The organism is Telluribacter humicola (genome assembly GCF_017355935.1).
Taxonomy (GTDB): Bacteria; Bacteroidota; Bacteroidia; order Cytophagales; family Spirosomataceae; genus Telluribacter; species Telluribacter humicola.
Map to the genome: position 1 here is coordinate 244,447 of NZ_JAFIQT010000006.1, position 17,196 is coordinate 261,642.

At 47.2% G+C, this 17,196-nt stretch carries 16 protein-coding genes; 3 read left to right on the forward strand and 13 right to left on the reverse strand.

Annotated features, from left to right (window positions below; genetic code table 11):
• Window positions 1–142 precede the first annotated feature (142 nt).
• A complete protein-coding gene (locus JUB14_RS22090) occupies window positions 143–2,227 on the forward strand; it encodes a tetratricopeptide repeat protein (protein ID WP_229368129.1) in 2,085 nt (694 codons plus the stop codon).
• A gap of 5 nt (window positions 2,228–2,232) precedes the next feature.
• On the opposite strand, the gene JUB14_RS22095 is transcribed toward JUB14_RS22090, so the two are convergent.
• Complete coding sequence (locus tag JUB14_RS22095; RefSeq protein WP_207508998.1) at window positions 2,233–3,093, reverse strand: TspO-related membrane protein; 861 nt, start codon at window positions 3,091–3,093, stop codon at window positions 2,233–2,235.
• A gap of 313 nt (window positions 3,094–3,406) precedes the next feature.
• Here JUB14_RS22095 and JUB14_RS22100 point away from each other — a divergent pair, with 313 nt between their 5' ends.
• Both JUB14_RS22100 and JUB14_RS22105 read left to right on the forward strand, forming a co-directional pair.
• Window positions 3,407–4,066 (forward strand): porin family protein, encoded by a 660-nt coding sequence (locus JUB14_RS22100; protein WP_207508999.1) that lies wholly within the window; start codon window positions 3,407–3,409, stop codon window positions 4,064–4,066.
• A gap of 36 nt (window positions 4,067–4,102) precedes the next feature.
• Complete coding sequence (locus JUB14_RS22105; protein WP_207509000.1) at window positions 4,103–4,795, forward strand: YiaD family glycine zipper/OmpA-like lipoprotein; 693 nt, start codon at window positions 4,103–4,105, stop codon at window positions 4,793–4,795.
• 463 nt (window positions 4,796–5,258) lie between these two features.
• Here the strand turns inward: JUB14_RS22105 and JUB14_RS22110 are convergent, their stop codons facing one another.
• The 12 genes from JUB14_RS22110 to JUB14_RS22165 form a co-directional block, all read right to left on the reverse strand.
• Window positions 5,259–6,083: an SDR family oxidoreductase gene (locus tag JUB14_RS22110; protein ID WP_207509001.1), complete on the reverse strand. Its 825-nt coding sequence runs from the start codon at window positions 6,081–6,083 to the stop codon at window positions 5,259–5,261.
• A 2-nt stretch (window positions 6,084–6,085) separates the two neighbouring features.
• Window positions 6,086–6,295, reverse strand: coding sequence for a hypothetical protein (locus JUB14_RS22115; protein ID WP_207509002.1), 210 nt, complete (start codon window positions 6,293–6,295; stop codon window positions 6,086–6,088).
• 163 nt (window positions 6,296–6,458) lie between these two features.
• The gene (gene dnaK / locus JUB14_RS22120; RefSeq protein WP_207509003.1) at window positions 6,459–8,378 is read right to left on the reverse strand and encodes a molecular chaperone DnaK; all 1,920 of its coding nucleotides are present in this window, start codon (window positions 8,376–8,378) and stop codon (window positions 6,459–6,461) included.
• A 427-nt stretch (window positions 8,379–8,805) separates the two neighbouring features.
• Window positions 8,806–9,435 carry a hypothetical protein gene (locus JUB14_RS22125; protein ID WP_207509004.1) on the reverse strand — a complete coding sequence of 210 codons (630 nt, stop codon included), beginning with the start codon at window positions 9,433–9,435 and terminating at the stop codon, window positions 8,806–8,808.
• A gap of 145 nt (window positions 9,436–9,580) precedes the next feature.
• Window positions 9,581–9,925 (reverse strand): 50S ribosomal protein L20, encoded by a 345-nt coding sequence (gene rplT, locus JUB14_RS22130; protein ID WP_207509005.1) that lies wholly within the window; start codon window positions 9,923–9,925, stop codon window positions 9,581–9,583.
• Between the two features lie 107 nt (window positions 9,926–10,032).
• Window positions 10,033–10,230: a 50S ribosomal protein L35 gene (rpmI, locus tag JUB14_RS22135; RefSeq protein WP_207509006.1), complete on the reverse strand. Its 198-nt coding sequence runs from the start codon at window positions 10,228–10,230 to the stop codon at window positions 10,033–10,035.
• A gap of 126 nt (window positions 10,231–10,356) precedes the next feature.
• Window positions 10,357–10,908, reverse strand: coding sequence for a translation initiation factor IF-3 (gene infC / locus JUB14_RS22140; protein ID WP_207509007.1), 552 nt, complete (start codon window positions 10,906–10,908; stop codon window positions 10,357–10,359).
• Between the two features lie 99 nt (window positions 10,909–11,007).
• Window positions 11,008–12,963 (reverse strand): threonine--tRNA ligase, encoded by a 1,956-nt coding sequence (gene thrS / locus JUB14_RS22145; protein WP_207509008.1) that lies wholly within the window; start codon window positions 12,961–12,963, stop codon window positions 11,008–11,010.
• Window positions 12,964–12,990: 27 nt separating this feature from the next.
• On the reverse strand, window positions 12,991–14,232 hold the full coding sequence (locus JUB14_RS22150; protein ID WP_207509009.1) for a tetratricopeptide repeat protein: 1,242 nt from the start codon (window positions 14,230–14,232) through the stop codon (window positions 12,991–12,993).
• A gap of 49 nt (window positions 14,233–14,281) precedes the next feature.
• Complete coding sequence (locus JUB14_RS22155) at window positions 14,282–15,169, reverse strand: class I SAM-dependent methyltransferase (RefSeq protein ID WP_207509010.1); 888 nt, start codon at window positions 15,167–15,169, stop codon at window positions 14,282–14,284.
• Between the two features lie 7 nt (window positions 15,170–15,176).
• Window positions 15,177–16,775: a hypothetical protein gene (locus tag JUB14_RS22160; RefSeq protein WP_207509011.1), complete on the reverse strand. Its 1,599-nt coding sequence runs from the start codon at window positions 16,773–16,775 to the stop codon at window positions 15,177–15,179.
• Window positions 16,762–17,175 (reverse strand): EVE domain-containing protein, encoded by a 414-nt coding sequence (locus tag JUB14_RS22165; protein WP_207509012.1) that lies wholly within the window; start codon window positions 17,173–17,175, stop codon window positions 16,762–16,764. Before JUB14_RS22165 ends, JUB14_RS22160 begins: the two co-directional genes overlap by 14 nt.
• Window positions 17,176–17,196 lie beyond the last annotated feature (21 nt).

Consider the following 17,196-nt stretch of genomic DNA (forward strand, 5'->3'; position numbering starts at 1 on the left):
TCTGTGCGTGTGCCCTCGAAGCACAGCGCAGGAGTTTCGGGAGTGCCAGCAAATTTTTGAGCGGCTATTACCAATTTTCAACCAATCTTTTGAAGACAATAACCCGGCTCTGCTGCATACCAAAGAGTATCGCAGAGGGTTGATGGAACTTCAGAAAGCCTACGAAGCCTACCATCGTATAAACTACGACCGTAACGACTCCCTACAGCGAATCAGTAATGAAGCGGTACTGCAGACTCTGGCAGGTAGCCACAGCAAGGGCCTTTGGCTCATGGAGTCCATGGAGCCCGCCGACGGAAACCCCAGGTACATCTACAACCGGGGACTGATCAGATTGCTAAGCCGCCACTATCCGGCTGCACGGGGAGACCTCAATAATAATCCTGAAAGCAAGTATGCTGGCTTGAATGCACTGGTAGCTTACGGGCTGGAAGGCCTGCACGAAGAAGGACTGGCTTACGCCACCCAGACACCCCATGGTAATACGGCCGGTAAATGGAACTACAATACTGCTCTGTTTTATAAAGCCAGCCATAGAGCCGAAGAGGCGGTCGATGAGTTAACGGCAGCCATCAAGCAAAAGGACAAGCTGATCGCTTACCGGTTGCAGCGGGGAGACCTGTTGATGCAGCTGGGTAAGGACAAAAGAGCCGTTAATGATTTTGAAAAAGTAGCCCGGCTGCACCCCAAAGCCCAGATCCGATACGCTAATGCGCTGCTTTCGCTGAACCGGTTTGGGGCGGCCCGGCATATATTTGAGCAGTACATTGAGTCCGAAGACAAAGCCTTTCGCGGCAATGCCTACCTTGGACTGGGGCACGCCCACTATGGATTACAGCAACTAAACGACTCCCAACGCTACTATCAGTTGGCAGCTAACACGCTCAGAGACGACAAGGTCGCTTTGTGTGGGCAGGGCAATGTATTGGTAAGCAAGCACGAGTACGCCAAGGCGAAGGGTATTTTTGAACGTATACTAAATGCAGATAGCACTTATCTGTCGGCCTACCTGGGACGGGCTTTGGTACATTACGGTCTTAAGGAGTACGAACTGGCCCTGGAGGATTTTGCCAGAGCCGAACCGCTTATTGATGAAAATAACCGCGCCCTGGCTGATGTATTCGTCAGTAGGGGATACAGCAACTACTACACCCGTAAGGCCGCCGCTGCCCAGCAGGATTTCCAGAAAGCCATCCGGCTGGATGGAGCCCGGTACGAAGCACTGGCTGGTATGAGTGGGGTACTGATAGATCAAAGACGTTATTCGGAGGCCGGACAGTATCTGAGTAAGGCCCTTAACTATGAGAAGTCTTACGACCGGATGTGGAGTAACTACGGGAACCTGCTCATGCACTTCGACATGTTTACCAAGAGTTACGATGTATTCAAGAAAGCTGTTCGACTGAATCCCACCAATCTCAAGGCTCATAATGGTTGGGGGGTAGTACTTCTGGAAAATGATCAGCTGGATAAATCTGTTGCCCTGTTCGACAGTTTGATTAAGGCTAACCCAACTGTACCTTACCTCCTCAATAACCGGGGGATAGTGCAGGCATACCTTGGTAACCGGCATGAGCAGCGAATGCAGCGTCTGGACGCTGATATCCAATACCAGCAGGCTCAAAGTGACTTTAACGAAGCTATGCGTATGGCGCCCAGTCGTAAGTTTTACAACGTTAATCAAGGCAATGTATACCGGTACTGGGAAAAGTACGATGAGGCGCAGCAGAGCTATAGGATACATCAGGATAAAAGCGCTCTTAATAATACAGGCGTGCTATACGCTGGTATGGAGCGGATGAAGGACGCTAAATACTACATGGGAGTAGCCCTGGGGATAGACTCGTCCCATAAGGTATTTCAATTTAATATGGCTTTGCTTCAAAATGGTAAGCATAAAGAACTGGCCAAAGCCGTAGCCTCCGCCAGAGACGATGGCCCCTATTCAGACATTGGTATCAAGTACAGCCGGGACGGATTCGTAACAATATACCTCTATGACTACGAGTACGATACCCTGTACTTTCCGGGACGGCACTATCTGCCTCTGCCCGTTGACACCTACGCCGAAGACTACTTCATACCAGAGTACGATTTTAAACTGATGCCTTATGAACCCAAGAAGTTTGGGATCAAGCGGGATAAGAAGCCTAAGTACCGGTCTCAAAGGGTGAATATGCCCGGCCGGTCCAGAAGGTCAGGTACTAAGTGTCCTATTATATTCTGATACCACTACTCTCCGGTGGAGTGGCTAAGCCTTTTTCGATTCTGATGGGAAAAGAATAGGGAGTACATCGCATACAGTGCCAACAGCACAGCCCCTATACTTGATAGATACAGTAAGCTGGTATGGTCGTCAGGGGCCTCCGAGCGTTTGAGGTAGATACCTGTCAGAGCCCAGGCTACAGCCAGAGCGATATATCCATTAGACAAAGCCCCGGAAGTATACCATCCAATCAGCATCCCAATCAGAATCATGATAAATGCCCAGGTTTCGGGTGCAAGTCCGGAGCCTTCCCAGTTAATAGCTACCAACCATGCTGTCATGTTGGCTATGGTAGCTATACAAATCCAACCCAGATAAAGTCCGAACGAAGCTTTGGTAAGAAAACTGCCTGTCTTGGTCAGATAAGGCTGTATGTTATACAGCCCGAAGTTGATCCGTAACAGGCTCACCAGAAGCATCAGCATGATAGCCAGCGAAACCGGGAAGAGCTCGTAGTGCCAGGCCAGTATCCAGGAGGCGTTGAGCAGGGTGGTATAGAAGTACCAGCCACTCGTACTGTTGGTAATAAGATTGGCATCGTCCTTCCTCTTGCCGATAAGCGGTAATGCCTGATACACCGTATAGGCCCCCAGTGCCAGATAGATGACTCCCCAGATAGAGAACGTTACGCCGGCGGGTACAAATAAATTAGGGTATTTGTCAGAGATCGCACCCGTAGTCTGACCATTGATAGGTACCGCGTTGGCCAGATAGTTCACTACTACCATCAGGACAAATCCTACCAGATTAAGTACTTGCCACACTCGGGTTGAGCTCAGAGTGGAAGCTAATTCCGGCTCCTTATGTATATATATTGGCTTCTCCATGACTTTATTTTATAGTATCAATAATACAACTACTAAAGACATTCCATTTGGATTGATGTACTACCCGGCAGAAAGGTGGGTACTTACTTCCCCTGTTTTTCACAATTTTCCCCGCTTGTTTTTTAGAATCAGTACCTAAGAAAAGTCCAAGCTATAAGGGGGAGGAGGTGGTGAACTATATGCGCTATACGAAGTTTGTGGCTATATTTTAAGTAGTTAGCCCACTGGCCGTACCCTCTCACAGTCCAAAAATACTAAACATGGAATAGATATTTACTTGTGTGGTAATAACACTAAACTTATAATGTAATTTATGAAAGCAGGAAGAATTTATCTATTAGCCATTGCACTGCTTATGTCGGTTAGTGTGTCTATGGCACAACGCTCGTTCAAATTAGGACTGAAAGGTGGAGCTAATCTATCTACCCTACGAGGTGAGGATGTGTACAATACCAATGATCCCTCCATACGTATAGGGAATAACGAAACTCGTCTTACCGGTTTTGTAGGGGGGGCTTACGCTCGTTTTGGTAATACCTTATTTATTCAGCCTGAGTTACTATTCTCACAGAAGGGGGGGACTTTCAATGTATATAGAGATGGTATCTCCAATGACCAGAACCAGGTAGATGTACGGTTTACTAATATTGACGTACCTGTACTATTAGGTATTAAAATCGGAGAAGTACTTCGTCTCAATGCTGGTCCGATTGCTTCCTTACAGGTTGCACAGAACCAGGGCCTGCGAGAGGCCCTGAATGAGATAGGTGCACAATCAGCCCGTGATAATCTTAACCGGGCGGCGCTTGGGTACCAGGCAGGGGTAGGTTTTGATATTGGTAATCTTAGCCTGGACCTGCGCTACGAAGGCAACCTAAGCAATGTCATCAAGACCAGTGACTCAAATCTGAACTCGCAGTTGATGCGTAAAGGTAACCTGTGGCAGGCTACCCTTGGATTTGCAATTTTTTGATTATAACACGCCTGGTGTTAATAAATGTATGAAGCTATGAAAAAAGTAACTTTTGTATTATCGGCGGCTGTACTAATAATCGGCTCCACTATTACTGGCTGTAAGAACAGCAAGTTTTCAAGACAGGAAAAAGGCGCGATAATAGGTGCTACTACCGGAGGTGCCGCCGGAGCCGTAATTGGTAGAAGATCAGGTAACACTGCCGTTGGGGCCATCATTGGTGCTGCGGTGGGAGGCTCGGCCGGTGCTCTTATCGGTGTCTATATGGATAAGCAGGCTAAAGAGCTTGAGCAAAAAGTAGAAGGAGCCAAGGTAGAGCGTGTAGGCGAAGGGATCAAGATGACCTTCGACTCGGGCCTGCTGTTTGGATTCGACTCAGATAAGGTCACTACCGAAACACGTGCTAATCTGGATCGGATGGCTGAGGTTCTTAAAAAATACGAGGATACCGAAATTCTGATCGAAGGGCACACCGACAGCAAAGGTAGTGATGAATATAACCAGCGCTTGTCAGCTCGTAGGGCTGAAGCAGTTGCGGATTATTTGCGTTCATCCAATGTGCCCCGGAAGCGTTTGCAGACTATTGGCTATGGAGAAAATCAACCCGTTACAAATAACGATACCGAAACAGCACGTCAGCAGAACCGTCGGGTTGAAGTAGTGATTGTGGCTAATGAAAAACTGAAAAAAGAGGCAGCCCAGGGTAAAACCTCCATGTCATTACGATAAGTATATTTAGCAATAATCAGTATTAGTTTAGAAGCCCCAGCGACCATAGTTGCTGGGGCTTCTGCTGTATTAAGAGTGATGATAAACTTAGCTGCTAGTGTATGGAGGTACCTGTTAATTATATAAAATAGTTACGTAAAGTGCGTATTGAAATAGTGAGATTTGCTTTAATGAACTACAATGCAGTGTACCTATAAGACTGTAAATGCTTTGACGTTATTTGCTCTATTTGCTTATGGATGAGTTCTGGACAAGGAGTTTCTAGTAGCTTAAGGGCTTGATTCTATCAAAGGAAATAGTTAAAGGTAGGTGTTCATATCAATATAGAAGAGGTACACAGAAATTAGAGTCCAGTTTGTATGTAAAGGCACAAAAAAAAGCCTTGACTAAAATTTGCCAAGGCTTTAAAACGACTGGTTGTTCACTCATAATCACTCATACACTCATCCTCAGTGCCCAGCCGTTAACCGTTATCCGAAAAAGCCGGATATAATGTCATTCCACCGTCAATATACAGCGTATCGCCATGGATGTAATCTGACTCATCAGAAGCTAACCACGCTACCGCTTTGGCTACATCTTCGGGTGTTCCTATTCGCTGATAGGGAATCAGCTCCAGGAGTTCTTTATATTTTTCTTCATCAGACCATACCTCCTTATTAATAGGAGTTTTTATGGCCCCCGGACTCACAGCATTAATCCTGATCTTGTAAGGAGCCAGCTCCTGAGCGATGGACTTCATGAACATTAATAATCCTCCTTTTGAGGCCGCATAATTTACATGACCGGCCCAGGGAATTATATCATGTACTGAACTCATCATGACTATTTTTCCAATAGCATTCTGACTTTTCTCCTCAGCAGCCATTTCCCGACCCTGCCTGATAAAGATCTTTGATGCTTCACGGCAACAGAGAAATTGACCTGTCAGATTCACATCTATAACCCTTTGCCACTGCTCTAGGGTCATATCCAGAAATGGTGCATCAACCTGCATTCCGGCATTACTTACCAGGATGTCCAGACGGCCAAAAGTATCCAGTGTCTTTTTAAAGAGATTCAGTATATCCTGCTCTTTACTAACATCCGCCTGTACTGCCAGACCATCACCACCACGTTGTTTTATTTCCTTTACTGTTTCCTCAGCCTCTTCTTTACCACTTCGATAGTTAACAACTACCTTGGCTCCTAGGCTTCCAAGATGAATCGCGCATGCCTTTCCCAAACCGCTACTTGCTCCCGTCACAATGGCTACCTGATTATCAAACTTTTTACTGGTTACGCTCATACTTACTCTTTGTCAGCAGATTTAAGACGTTTCCAGACGCGGCGGTTAACATTCTTAACTGCCCAATTTTTTGCCATTGAAATAGCCATAGAAACAGCTTCCTTGGGTGACAAACGCTGGCTTGTTACGAGCTGCTGAGCTATAATCAGGGCTCTTTCTCTCGTCGTGGGCGACAAATACGTTAGTTCCGGTGAATTAATAATTGGTTTCATAAGCTATTCATTTTTACTTCTCTAATGTTAAAAAACAATACCATGACTGAGAATGAGGGTAGTAGGCTCCAGATGTAACCATTTTTTCACAATTCAGTGGAATTCGGTAAAAAAAAATCCCCACCAACAACGTGGTGAGGATTCTACAAGAGCAGAAGGGGAATTATTTCACCTCCTCAAAGTTCACGTCAGTAACGTTGTCGTCGCTGGTAGCGCCTTCGTTGGCAGCACCATTGGTGGCTCCGTTAGCATCACCGGTTGGTGCACCTTCTTGTGGACCTGCGGCGTAGATCTCCTGAGAAGCAGCCTGCCATGCGGCATTCAGTTTCTCCATAGCTGAGTCAATACCAGTCAGATCCTGGCTCTGGTGTGCAGTACGCAGTTCACCAAGTGCACTTTCTATATTTGATTTGCTGCCGGCAGACAGTTTATCGCCGTACTCTTTCAGCTGTTTCTCAGTAGAGAAGATCAGCGTATCAGCAGCATTGATCTTTTCAATCTTTTCTCGCTCCGCTTTGTCAGCCGCTTCGTTGGCCTTCGCTTCTTCGCGCATACGGGCAATTTCAGCATCGGTCAAACCGCTGGAAGCCTCGATACGTATCTTCTGCTCTTTACCAGTACCCTTATCACGGGCAGATACGTTCAGAATACCGTTGGCATCTACGTCGAAAGTTACTTCGATCTGAGGAATGCCGCGTGGTGCCGGCGGAATATCCGATAGGTGGAAACGTCCCAGTGTACGGTTTTGCGTAGCCATTGGGCGCTCACCCTGCAGGATGTGGATCTCTACGGATGGCTGGTTGTCAGCAGCGGTAGAGAACGTTTCTGTTTTCTTGGATGGAATAGTAGTATTTGATTCTATCAGCTTGGTGAATACGCCACCCAGTGTTTCGATACCCAGCGAAAGAGGTATAACGTCAAGCAGAAGTACGTCTTTTACTTCACCGGTCAGTACACCACCCTGAATAGCGGCACCCACGGCTACAGCCTCATCAGGGTTGACGCTCTTTGATGGCTTTCTGCCAAAGAATTTCTCTACTTCTTCCTGTACTCTAGGGATACGGGTTGAACCACCCACCAGAATTACTTCATCTATATCACCGTTGCTCATTCCGGCATTTTTCATAGCCCGGCGGCAAGGCTCCATCATACGCTGGAACAGGTTATCAGCTAGTTGCTCAAACTTAGCTCGTGTAAGCGTACGTACCAGGTGCTTGGGGATACCATTTACCGGGAAGATGTACGGAAGGTTGATCTCAGTTTGGGTAGAGCTTGAAACTTCTACCTTAGCTTTTTCAGCGGCTTCTTTCAGACGCTGCAGGGCCATCGGGTCCTGAGTCAGGTCAACACCTTCGTCTTTCTTGAATTCATCCGCCAGCCAGTTGATGATTACCTGGTCAAAGTCGTCACCACCCAGGTGCGTATCACCATCGGTTGATTTTACTTCAAATACACCATCACCCAATTCGAGAATAGAAATATCAAAAGTACCACCACCCAGATCAAATACAGCGATCTTCATGTCCTTGTGCTGCTTGTCAAGACCATAGGCCAGGGCAGCCGCAGTAGGCTCGTTGATGATGCGTTTTACATCCAGACCGGCGATCTGTCCGGCTTCCTTGGTAGCCTGTCGCTCAGCGTCGTTGAAGTAAGCAGGTACTGTAATAACGGCTTCTTTTACTTCCTGTCCCAGATAGTCTTCAGCCGTTTGCTTCATCTTCACCAGGATGAAGGCCGAGATCTCCTGTGGGGTGTACTGGCGATCGCCTATACGAACCCGAGGTGTATTATTAGGGCCTTTTTCAACATCATAGGCCACGGTTTTCATTTCACTAGATACATCATCATAACGCTTACCCATAAAGCGCTTGATGGAACTGATAGTGTGCTTAGGATTGGTAATTGCCTGTCTCTTGGCCGGGGCACCTACCTTACGCTCACCATTTCCATTGTCCATAAATGCTACCACAGATGGAGTTGTACGCGCACCCTCGCTGTTAGCGATCACTACGGGTTCGTTCCCTTCCATGACAGCTACACAGGAGTTGGTCGTTCCTAAGTCAATGCCAATAATTTTTCCCATTGTATATACGTGTTTATGCTTGTTCGATAATATACTGGTACTTACCAAAAAGCCCGTACCAATAGAACCAGTATCCTTTTGCTCTGACAAATTGACATAATGTCTGACTTAGAATGTATGGTTAGGATAGAGTGCTGCTATATAGGTTTTGTAATTCTTAACCCTGATGACATACTGCTTTGAAGAAGAATCCGGCTGATGTCATATAGTACCGATAAACCTATAGGAAGGTAGGCTGGTAGTAGATTGTGCTGGTAGAATTGACTTACAATCAGTGAGGTACAGGAGGAAGAGCTTTGAGATTGTATGTCCTCATCAAAAAACAAAAAGAAAATACTCTATCAATTACAGTCCAGATGCTGGACAAGTTGACAGAATACTTCCTTCTTATTTAGATAAACTGACAGGTTTGAGCTGTAAGTGCAGGTTATTTTCCTCCGAAAAGACCGCCCAGTAATCCACCCAAACTACCACTATCCTGATTACCTCCGGACTGGGCAGAGTTGCCACCAAACAGACTTCCTCCCACACGCTTCAGGTCGTTCATATCCAGTTTGCCGTCTGCCATAGCGTAGCCTATTTCATTGAAGTTTACACCCTTACCCTGCGAAGGAGCTGAGCTCGTATTGACGCTGCCACTACCACCGCCCATCAGACCGCCCAGAATACTGTTGAAGTCCATGCTCGAATCATTCGGATTACTTGTTTTGTTGATCATGCGGCTCATGACCTGCGGTAGTACGGCCGCTACGATTCCATTGGCTATGGCAGGTGACAAGCCGAATTTTTGCATGATGTTAGTTGTAGCTATCTGGGATATTGAAGCTACAATTGGATTGGACATCATACTGGTGCTGTTGCCCTGTACAGTACGGCCGGATAAGAGCCCCATAACCCCATCCAGATTCCCCTTCTGTACCTCCTGCTGCATACCACCCGTAATAGAGCCCATCAGGCTCTGCATAACATCCTTATTATACTTATCAGGAACGGCCGGGTTATTCACGACGGCATCCTGCGACTGGTCCTGTACGAGATTGAATAGTTGATCTAACATAAGTAGTGTTGTTTTGATTAGTACCACCTGCTCAGCTTAAGGCTGGGCGAGTAACTTGTATCAATAACTATCAATAACTACTACTTTGTTATCAATCGGGGAGAGGGAGCAAAAAAAATCCCCACCGGAGTGGGGATTCGCTGTTTTATTTAACTCTTTCGACGATCGCTTTGAAAGCATCCGGATGATTCATTGCCAGGTCAGCAAGTACTTTCCGGTTCAGCGTGATACCTGAGGCATTAAGTTTACCGATGAATGCTGAGTATGACATTCCATTCTCACGGGTTCCGGCGTTGATACGCTGAATCCACAGAGCACGAAAGTTACGCTTCTTTTGCTTACGACCGATGTAAGCATATTGCAATCCACGCTCAACGGCGTTTTTCGCTACGGTCCATACATTCTTACGACGACCAAAGTAACCTTTGGCCATTTTCATAATTTTCTTGCGTCTTGCACGTGACGCTACGTGATTTACTGAACGTGGCATAGTATACCTGTTTTTTGACGGTCGGTGCTCACTTTATAGAGAGACTTACTTTGGAACCGACAATCGGGTTGAACGAAAAACCAATTATTAAATAATAAAAGGGGGCCTTATTTAACGGCCAGAAGAGCAAGTACGCGGCCCTCGTTAGTCTCATCCACTATACCAGTCTGTACCAGTCCGCGCTTACGCTTGTTGGACTTCTTGGTCAGGATGTGGCTGTGAAACGCGTGCTTACGCTTGATTTTGCCAGTGCCGGTCAGCTTGAAACGCTTCTTGGCGCCTGAATTTGTTTTCATTTTAGGCATGATAAAAACGTCTAAATGGTTAATAAAAATAAAACAGCCCGCAAAATTACGTATTTATTCATTAAATAAAAAATCGTGTGGCAGAAGCTTTTGGGCTCTGCCACACGATTTTAGGAATATTAACTATTATTTTGATTTGGGAGGTAGTGGAGCCAGAATAACGGTCATACGCTTTCCTTCCAGCTTAGGCTCCATTTCTACTTTGCCGTACTCAGTTAATTCTGCTGAGAAACGGTTCAGCAGGTTCTCACCACGTTCTTTAAATACGATGGTACGACCTACAAAGTGTACATAAGCCTTCACCTTAGAACCCTCTTTCAAGAAGTTGATGGCATGTTTGAGTTTGAATTCAAAGTCATGGTCGTCGGTATTGGGACCGAATCGGATCTCTTTGATAACAACCTTCTGCGCTTTGGCTTTGATTTCTTTTTGCTTCTTTTTCTGCTCGTACTTGAACTTGGAGTAGTCAGTCACCTTACATACCGGTGGGGATGCTGTGGGAGCAATTTCTACTAGATCCAGATTCTGAGCTTCGGCAATTGATCTTGCTTTATTGATATCAAAAACGCCTTGCTCTACGTTATCGCCAACCAAACGAACCTGCCGGGCTGTTATACGCTCATTAATACGATAAGGCTCTTCAACAACTTTAACTCGACGTGGGGGTCTTAATGCCATATTTACGGGTTTGGTGAGTACTATTTTTTAGTGAATTATAAGATATAACCAATGTTAATTACAAAATTAATGCCTATATATTTGATTACTAGCAGAAAGTCAAAAAGTTGCCAGAATATTTTTTATTTCCTGCTGGAAGTAGGTAGCGAACTCTTCAATGGTCATCGAGCCCAAGTCACCTTCTCCTTTCCGACGTACTGATACTTTACCCTCTGCCGCTTCTTTTTCGCCTACAATAAGCATGTAAGGTACCTTGGTAACTTCGGCGTCACGGATCTTACGGCCTATCTTTTCATCGCGGTGATCAACAAATCCGCGGATGTCGTGATCCTGCAGGTTGAAGAATACTTCGTCAGCGTAGTCGGCAAACTTCTCAGAAATAGGCAAAATAGCGATCTGATCGGGTGACAACCACAGCGGGAACTGACCGGCGGTGTTTTCAATCAGTATAGCTATAAAACGCTCCATGGAGCCAAAAGGTGCCCGGTGAATCATAACCGGACGGTACTTCTGGTTGTCAGAGCCTGTGTACTCGAGGTTGAAGCGCTGCGGGAGTTGGTAATCAACCTGAATAGTACCCAGCTGCCACTTACGACCCAGGGCATCACGAACCATGAAATCCAGCTTAGGACCGTAGAAAGCCGCCTCACCTAGTTCAGTAACGGTAGACAGTCCACGTTCGGCCGAAGCTTCGATGATAGCCTGCTCGGCCTTATCCCAGTCTTCGTCCTTGCCTATGTACTTCTGCTTATTCTCCGGGTCACGCAGCGATATCTGAGCACTGTAATCGTTGAAGCCCAGGGTACGGAATACATATAGTACCAGGTCGATAACCCGGATAAACTCTTCTTTCACCTGATCGGGTCGGCAGAAGATGTGAGCGTCGTCCTGAGTAAAACCACGTACCCGGGTCAGTCCATGGAGCTCACCACTCTGCTCGTAGCGGTACACGGTACCAAACTCAGCCAATCGCAATGGTAGATCACGGTAGGAGCGGGGCTTGGTCTTGTATATCTCACAGTGGTGAGGGCAGTTCATGGGTTTGAGCATGTACTCCTCATTGGCATCGGGAGTCCGGATAGGCTGGAATGAGTCCTTGCCGTATTTTTCCCAGTGGCCTGATGTTTCGTACAGAGCTTTGCTACCTATATGAGGTGTTACAACCGGCAGGTACCCCGCTCTTAGCTGGGCCTTACGCAGGAAGCTTTCCAGGCGCTCGCGCAGCATGGCTCCCTTAGGTAACCAAAGGGGCAAACCCTGACCTACCTTTTCGGAGAAAGCAAATAACTCAAGTTCTTTCCCCAATTTGCGGTGATCCCGCTTTTTAGCCTCTTCGAGCAATGTCAGGTACTCATCCAGCTCTTTCTGCTTTGGAAAAGTAACGCCGTAGATACGGGTGAGCATTTTGTTCTCCTGGTTGTTACGCCAGTAAGCACCCGCCACATTCGTAATCTTGGCGGCTTTGATAAAGCTGGTACCGGGTATATGGGGTCCGCGGCACAAATCTGTAAAGCTCCCTTGAGTATAGAGAGTAATAGAGCCGTCTTCCAGTCCGTCAATCAGCTCGAGCTTATAATGGTCTCCCTTCTCGGTAAAAAAGGTAACAGCATCAGACTTACTGATAGGCTTACGGATGTACTCGTTTTTCTGACGGGCCAATTCCAGCATCTTTGCCTCGATCTTCGGGAAATCTTCCTGAGAAATGGAATGTTCGCCCAAATCTACATCGTAGTAAAATCCTCTTTCGATAGAAGGACCGGTTCCGAACTTAACACCCGGATACAGCGCTTCCAGCGCTTCGGCCAGCAGGTGAGCCGAAGAGTGCCAGAACGTAGACTTGCCTTCGTCGTCATTCCATGTAAGTAGCTTTATCTCAGCATCGGATTCAATGGCGCGCGTAGCATCCCAAACTTCTCCATTTACTTTGGTAGCCAGTACATTTCGAGCTAGTCCTTCGCTGATGCTCAGCGCTATATCCATACCGGTTGCCCCTTTTGGATATTCGCGCACACTACCATCGGGTAGCGTGATGTTAATATTCGGTGAATCGTTCATTCAGGAAATTATATTAATCAGAATGTATTATTTAATAATGATTTTTCGGCTTGAGTCAGTTCCCATATTGATGGAGCTGCGTGGCTGAATGGTACTAATTTTAACCCGTGTCGTATCCAGCAGGCGGGTTGCCTCTGCACTGGCTTGCCGGGGTACATTAGAAGAAGGGGCGGGAACATAAGGAGCTGCCTCTCTACGCTGTATCCGCCAGATTCCCGCACTGGCCAGCTGGTTCTCCGGATTGAGCTGGGTCTCAACGGTATAATGTTCCGCCGCCCTTTCGCCATAGCCAAGCCTCTCGTAGGTCAGTCCGACCAGGTAATTAATCTCCGGAAAATCAGGCCGGTTCTTCAGTACCTTTAGGTACGCATCCAGAGCAGGCTGGTACAGCTTATACTTTGTGTTGATATTACCAATCTGGTAGTAAGCTTCCGATAGCTCGGGATTATGGGCCACGGCATTCCGGTAACTGATTAGAGCACTATCCAGTTGATTGGTGGCATTATAGATTTGCCCCCTTTCATAATGTAGCTCCGGATCTTTCGGGAATCGCTTTAGTGCCAGATTATTGTAGTATAGGGCACTTTGGTGGTCGCCCAGGGTGTTCAATATCCGGGTGTTTTGCCGGTAGGCTCTGAGCAGGCGTGGATTCAGTGTCAGGGCCTGCTTGAAGCTGGAAACACTGGTCAGCGAATCACCCATACGGCTTTGCAGCATACCCTTTACATAGTACGCGCTACCATCGTAAGGCGACATTTGCATAGAGCGGTTGAGGTAGCGTTGAGCTTCCCGAAATCTGCCCTTCTCCTGCAGGATATCCGCCATCAGGATGTACAGCTCAGAGTTGTCCTGCTGGAGTGCTTCAGCGCGTTGCGCATCTTCCAGAGCGGCATCCAGATTGTTAAGTTCACGATTGACCTGACCTCGGAGCAGGTAGTACTCTCCCACGTTATCTTTCGAATCAATGGCTTCATTGACATCAGAAAGCGCCTGTTCGTAATCTTCTTTTCCGAAGTAGATGCGTGCCCGCTTGAAGTAGTTAACGTCCAGGTCTATCTGGCGCCTGATATTATTGGTAAGTGCTTCCAGGGCATCCTTATCCCAGTCGGACTTCAGCTTGGCAGTAGGAGTAGGAGGTATGCGCGTGGCATTACGGGCATCACTTTGACAGGAAGCCAGAAAGCCTATCGAAGCACAGGCGGTAAGAACTAATACAGAGCTGAATGCGGACTTACTTCCCTTCATACCCGAGCAAAAAACAAATTTCAATAATTAGTCAGCTTTTTATTACTGCAAAGTTGACGAATTAAGATGTATTTTACACGGATAGGTCCGAAAAACGGGAAAAAACTCCCAGCGGTAGCTTTTTGTCGAATGAGTCCTTCAGGTAAAGCTCTCCAAACTCATGATTGGGTACCTTTCCGAAGTGGGCCCGGATCAGGTTCTCGATGATCAGTGCCGAGAAGCCCAATGAATACAGGTTAATGATAAAAAAGTAGTTCTCTTTCTCCATAAGCTGAGCACATAGTCCCAGCATCTCATTGATATGTTCCTCGAGTAGCCATTTTTCACCGTCAGGACCACGTCCGTAAGCCGGTGGGTCCAGGATGAGGCCATGGTAGCGCTTGCCCCGGCGTACCTCACGCTTTACAAATTTCATGGCGTCTTCTACCACCCATCTGATGTTGTCGAGGCCGCTGAGCTCCATATTCTCCCGTGACCAACTAATTACCTGCTTTACCGAATCCACGTGGGTAACATCGGCACCGGCCGCCCGGGCCGCCAGGGAGGCACCTCCGGTGTAGGCAAATAGATTAAGTACATTGGGCTTTTCGACCGGCATGAGGGATAGCTTCTCCGTCATGTAGTCCCAGTTGGTAGCTTGTTCGGGAAACAAACCTACGTGCTTAAAGGACGACAGCGCCAGCTTTGTACGCAGGTGCAGCTTGCCGGTACGGTACTGGAACACCCAACGCTCAGGCATATCGCCCTTAGTAAGCCACTGGCCTTTTTCCTGAGAGCCTTTGTCCCGTTTGAATACAGCATTGGAACGATTGTCCCACTCCTGCTCTGATAAAGACTTATCCCAAACCGCCTGTGGTTCGGGACGAGTCAATATATAGGGGCCAAAGCGTTCCAGCTTTTCAAAGCCGCCGGTATCTATTAGTTCGTAGTCGGTATGTTGGGTGGGGGTAAGTAGCAGCACTAGTTATTTATTTGAATGATATTTTGCTAAGATAAAAAACATTACGGCGACCGCGGCTCTGTGCATCGCCGGCCGAGGCATTAACAATGCGTTGCTCGCCCCAGGCCAGATAGTAGTTGTCGTACCAGTGGTTGATGTCGTCGGTACTGGTTTTGCGCACCTTGTCACCTTCCATACTTGTAGCTAATGCTACCTGACGATCACCGTCCACGACGGATTCACCTTTAATAATTTTGCTCCGGATCGCTCCGTCATGTGAGTACACCAGCTGAGTAAGACCTTTGGGAGTTACCTGCAGATTTATCTTTTCGCGTAGTTCCATGCTTTTAACCCCATCAAAGTTGATACTGTTATCCCACATCAGGTTTCCGTCTTTGCTGATACCGGCTACTATGGCATGGGTATATACAAAGCCGTTGAATACCTGATTGCTATAACTGCCACGGGGACCATACAACGGATTCCAGAGCCAGGGGTTGTACAAGCCATAGCCAAAGGGAGAGCCGTACATCATGGGGTTACCCCAGAAGGAGTTCATGCCATACATACCGGGGTTCTGGGTACGGTACTCCGGATAAAATACCTCCGAAACCAGTATGTACTGGTTGTCCTTCTGTACAATATCGTGCACCAGCAGGCGGTAGTTCAGCTTAAGGTCGCCACCACTTTCTTTCTTTTTACGAATCCGGCGCTCCATCTTCTCCTGCTGTCTTTCGTTCATGAAGTTGAAGAAGTTGTCGAAGTCCGTAAAGCTGTGGTACTGGGTGTATTCGACTTCATCGTCTACAATCTTACTAATAAATAGACCCTGTGAAGCCGCGTTATTGGACGACTGCATGTTCCGGTATCCGTAGGTACCTATCAGCAGTTTAACTGAATCGTTGAGTACCTGTAGGCGACCGTTGAGCAGGGAGTAAACATCCTTGGGATCAACCATAACCTGAGAATTCAGTTGACCCGTTTCATCGTAGGAGCGGGCTACTATCCGGGTTTGTTTTCCTTTCTTTACTGCAAAGCTGACATTGACCAGGCGGTGCGTGGTATCAATCTCAATGGACTGAATGGCGCTGGAGCCCCGGATGGCCGAAGGAAGTACTTTAGTCTGCAGGTTGAGAAGGTTGGTGTGTACCAGTATTGGCTCTTCTTTAACCATACCCGCCATAAATACTGAGTTGCCCAGCGTCTTGAAATCAGTGATCTGGAAACGATCGAGGGTATTGATGGTAAACGTCTCGACAAATCCGGGACCAATATTGACCCTTACAATTTGATAGTTGTTGCTCCTGAACCGGCTGAACAGTAAATAGGCGGCCTGTCCGTCATATGTAGAGGATACCAGGTCGAGGTTGGACTCGATAGCCCCGTCAATAGACCATACGCGGTCCAGATTGACGTCGAACTTCTGAACATTGTAGGTACTGCGGGTGGGCTTAGATACCAGTAGTACGCCCTTTTCTCCCAGAGGAATCGTCTGGTAGGCTTCGCTGCCAGCCGGAACGGGCAGTTCAATACGTTTGACGTCTTGCGAAAAGGAATGAAAAGGTAATAGTATAATCGTTACTAGCAGGAGGAATGCTGATTTTAGCATTGCATTAGTTTTGTTCATGGGCTAAACCTAAGATTATATCAAATTCTTCGGGCCGTAGGGGAAGGACGGATAAGCGGGACTGACGAATGAGGGACAGGTCCTGGAGACGGGTATCGGACTTCATCTGACTAAGGCTGACCGTACGGGGAAACCGCTCAACGGGCACCAGTTCCACTACCACCCAGCGTGGATCGTCGGTAGTAGGGTCGGGGTAGTTTTCCCGGCTTACTTTGGCCAGTCCTACCACTTCTTTGCCTTCGTTGCTGTGGTAAAACAGGACCAGGTCATTTTCCTTCATAGCCATCAGGTTATTACGCGCCTGATAGTTCCGTACGCCATCCCATATGGCTCGCTTTTCATTAACGAAATGATCCCACGAATATTTGAATGGTTCAGATTTAACGATCCAGTAGTTCATTGAGGTAATTGGGAAGATATT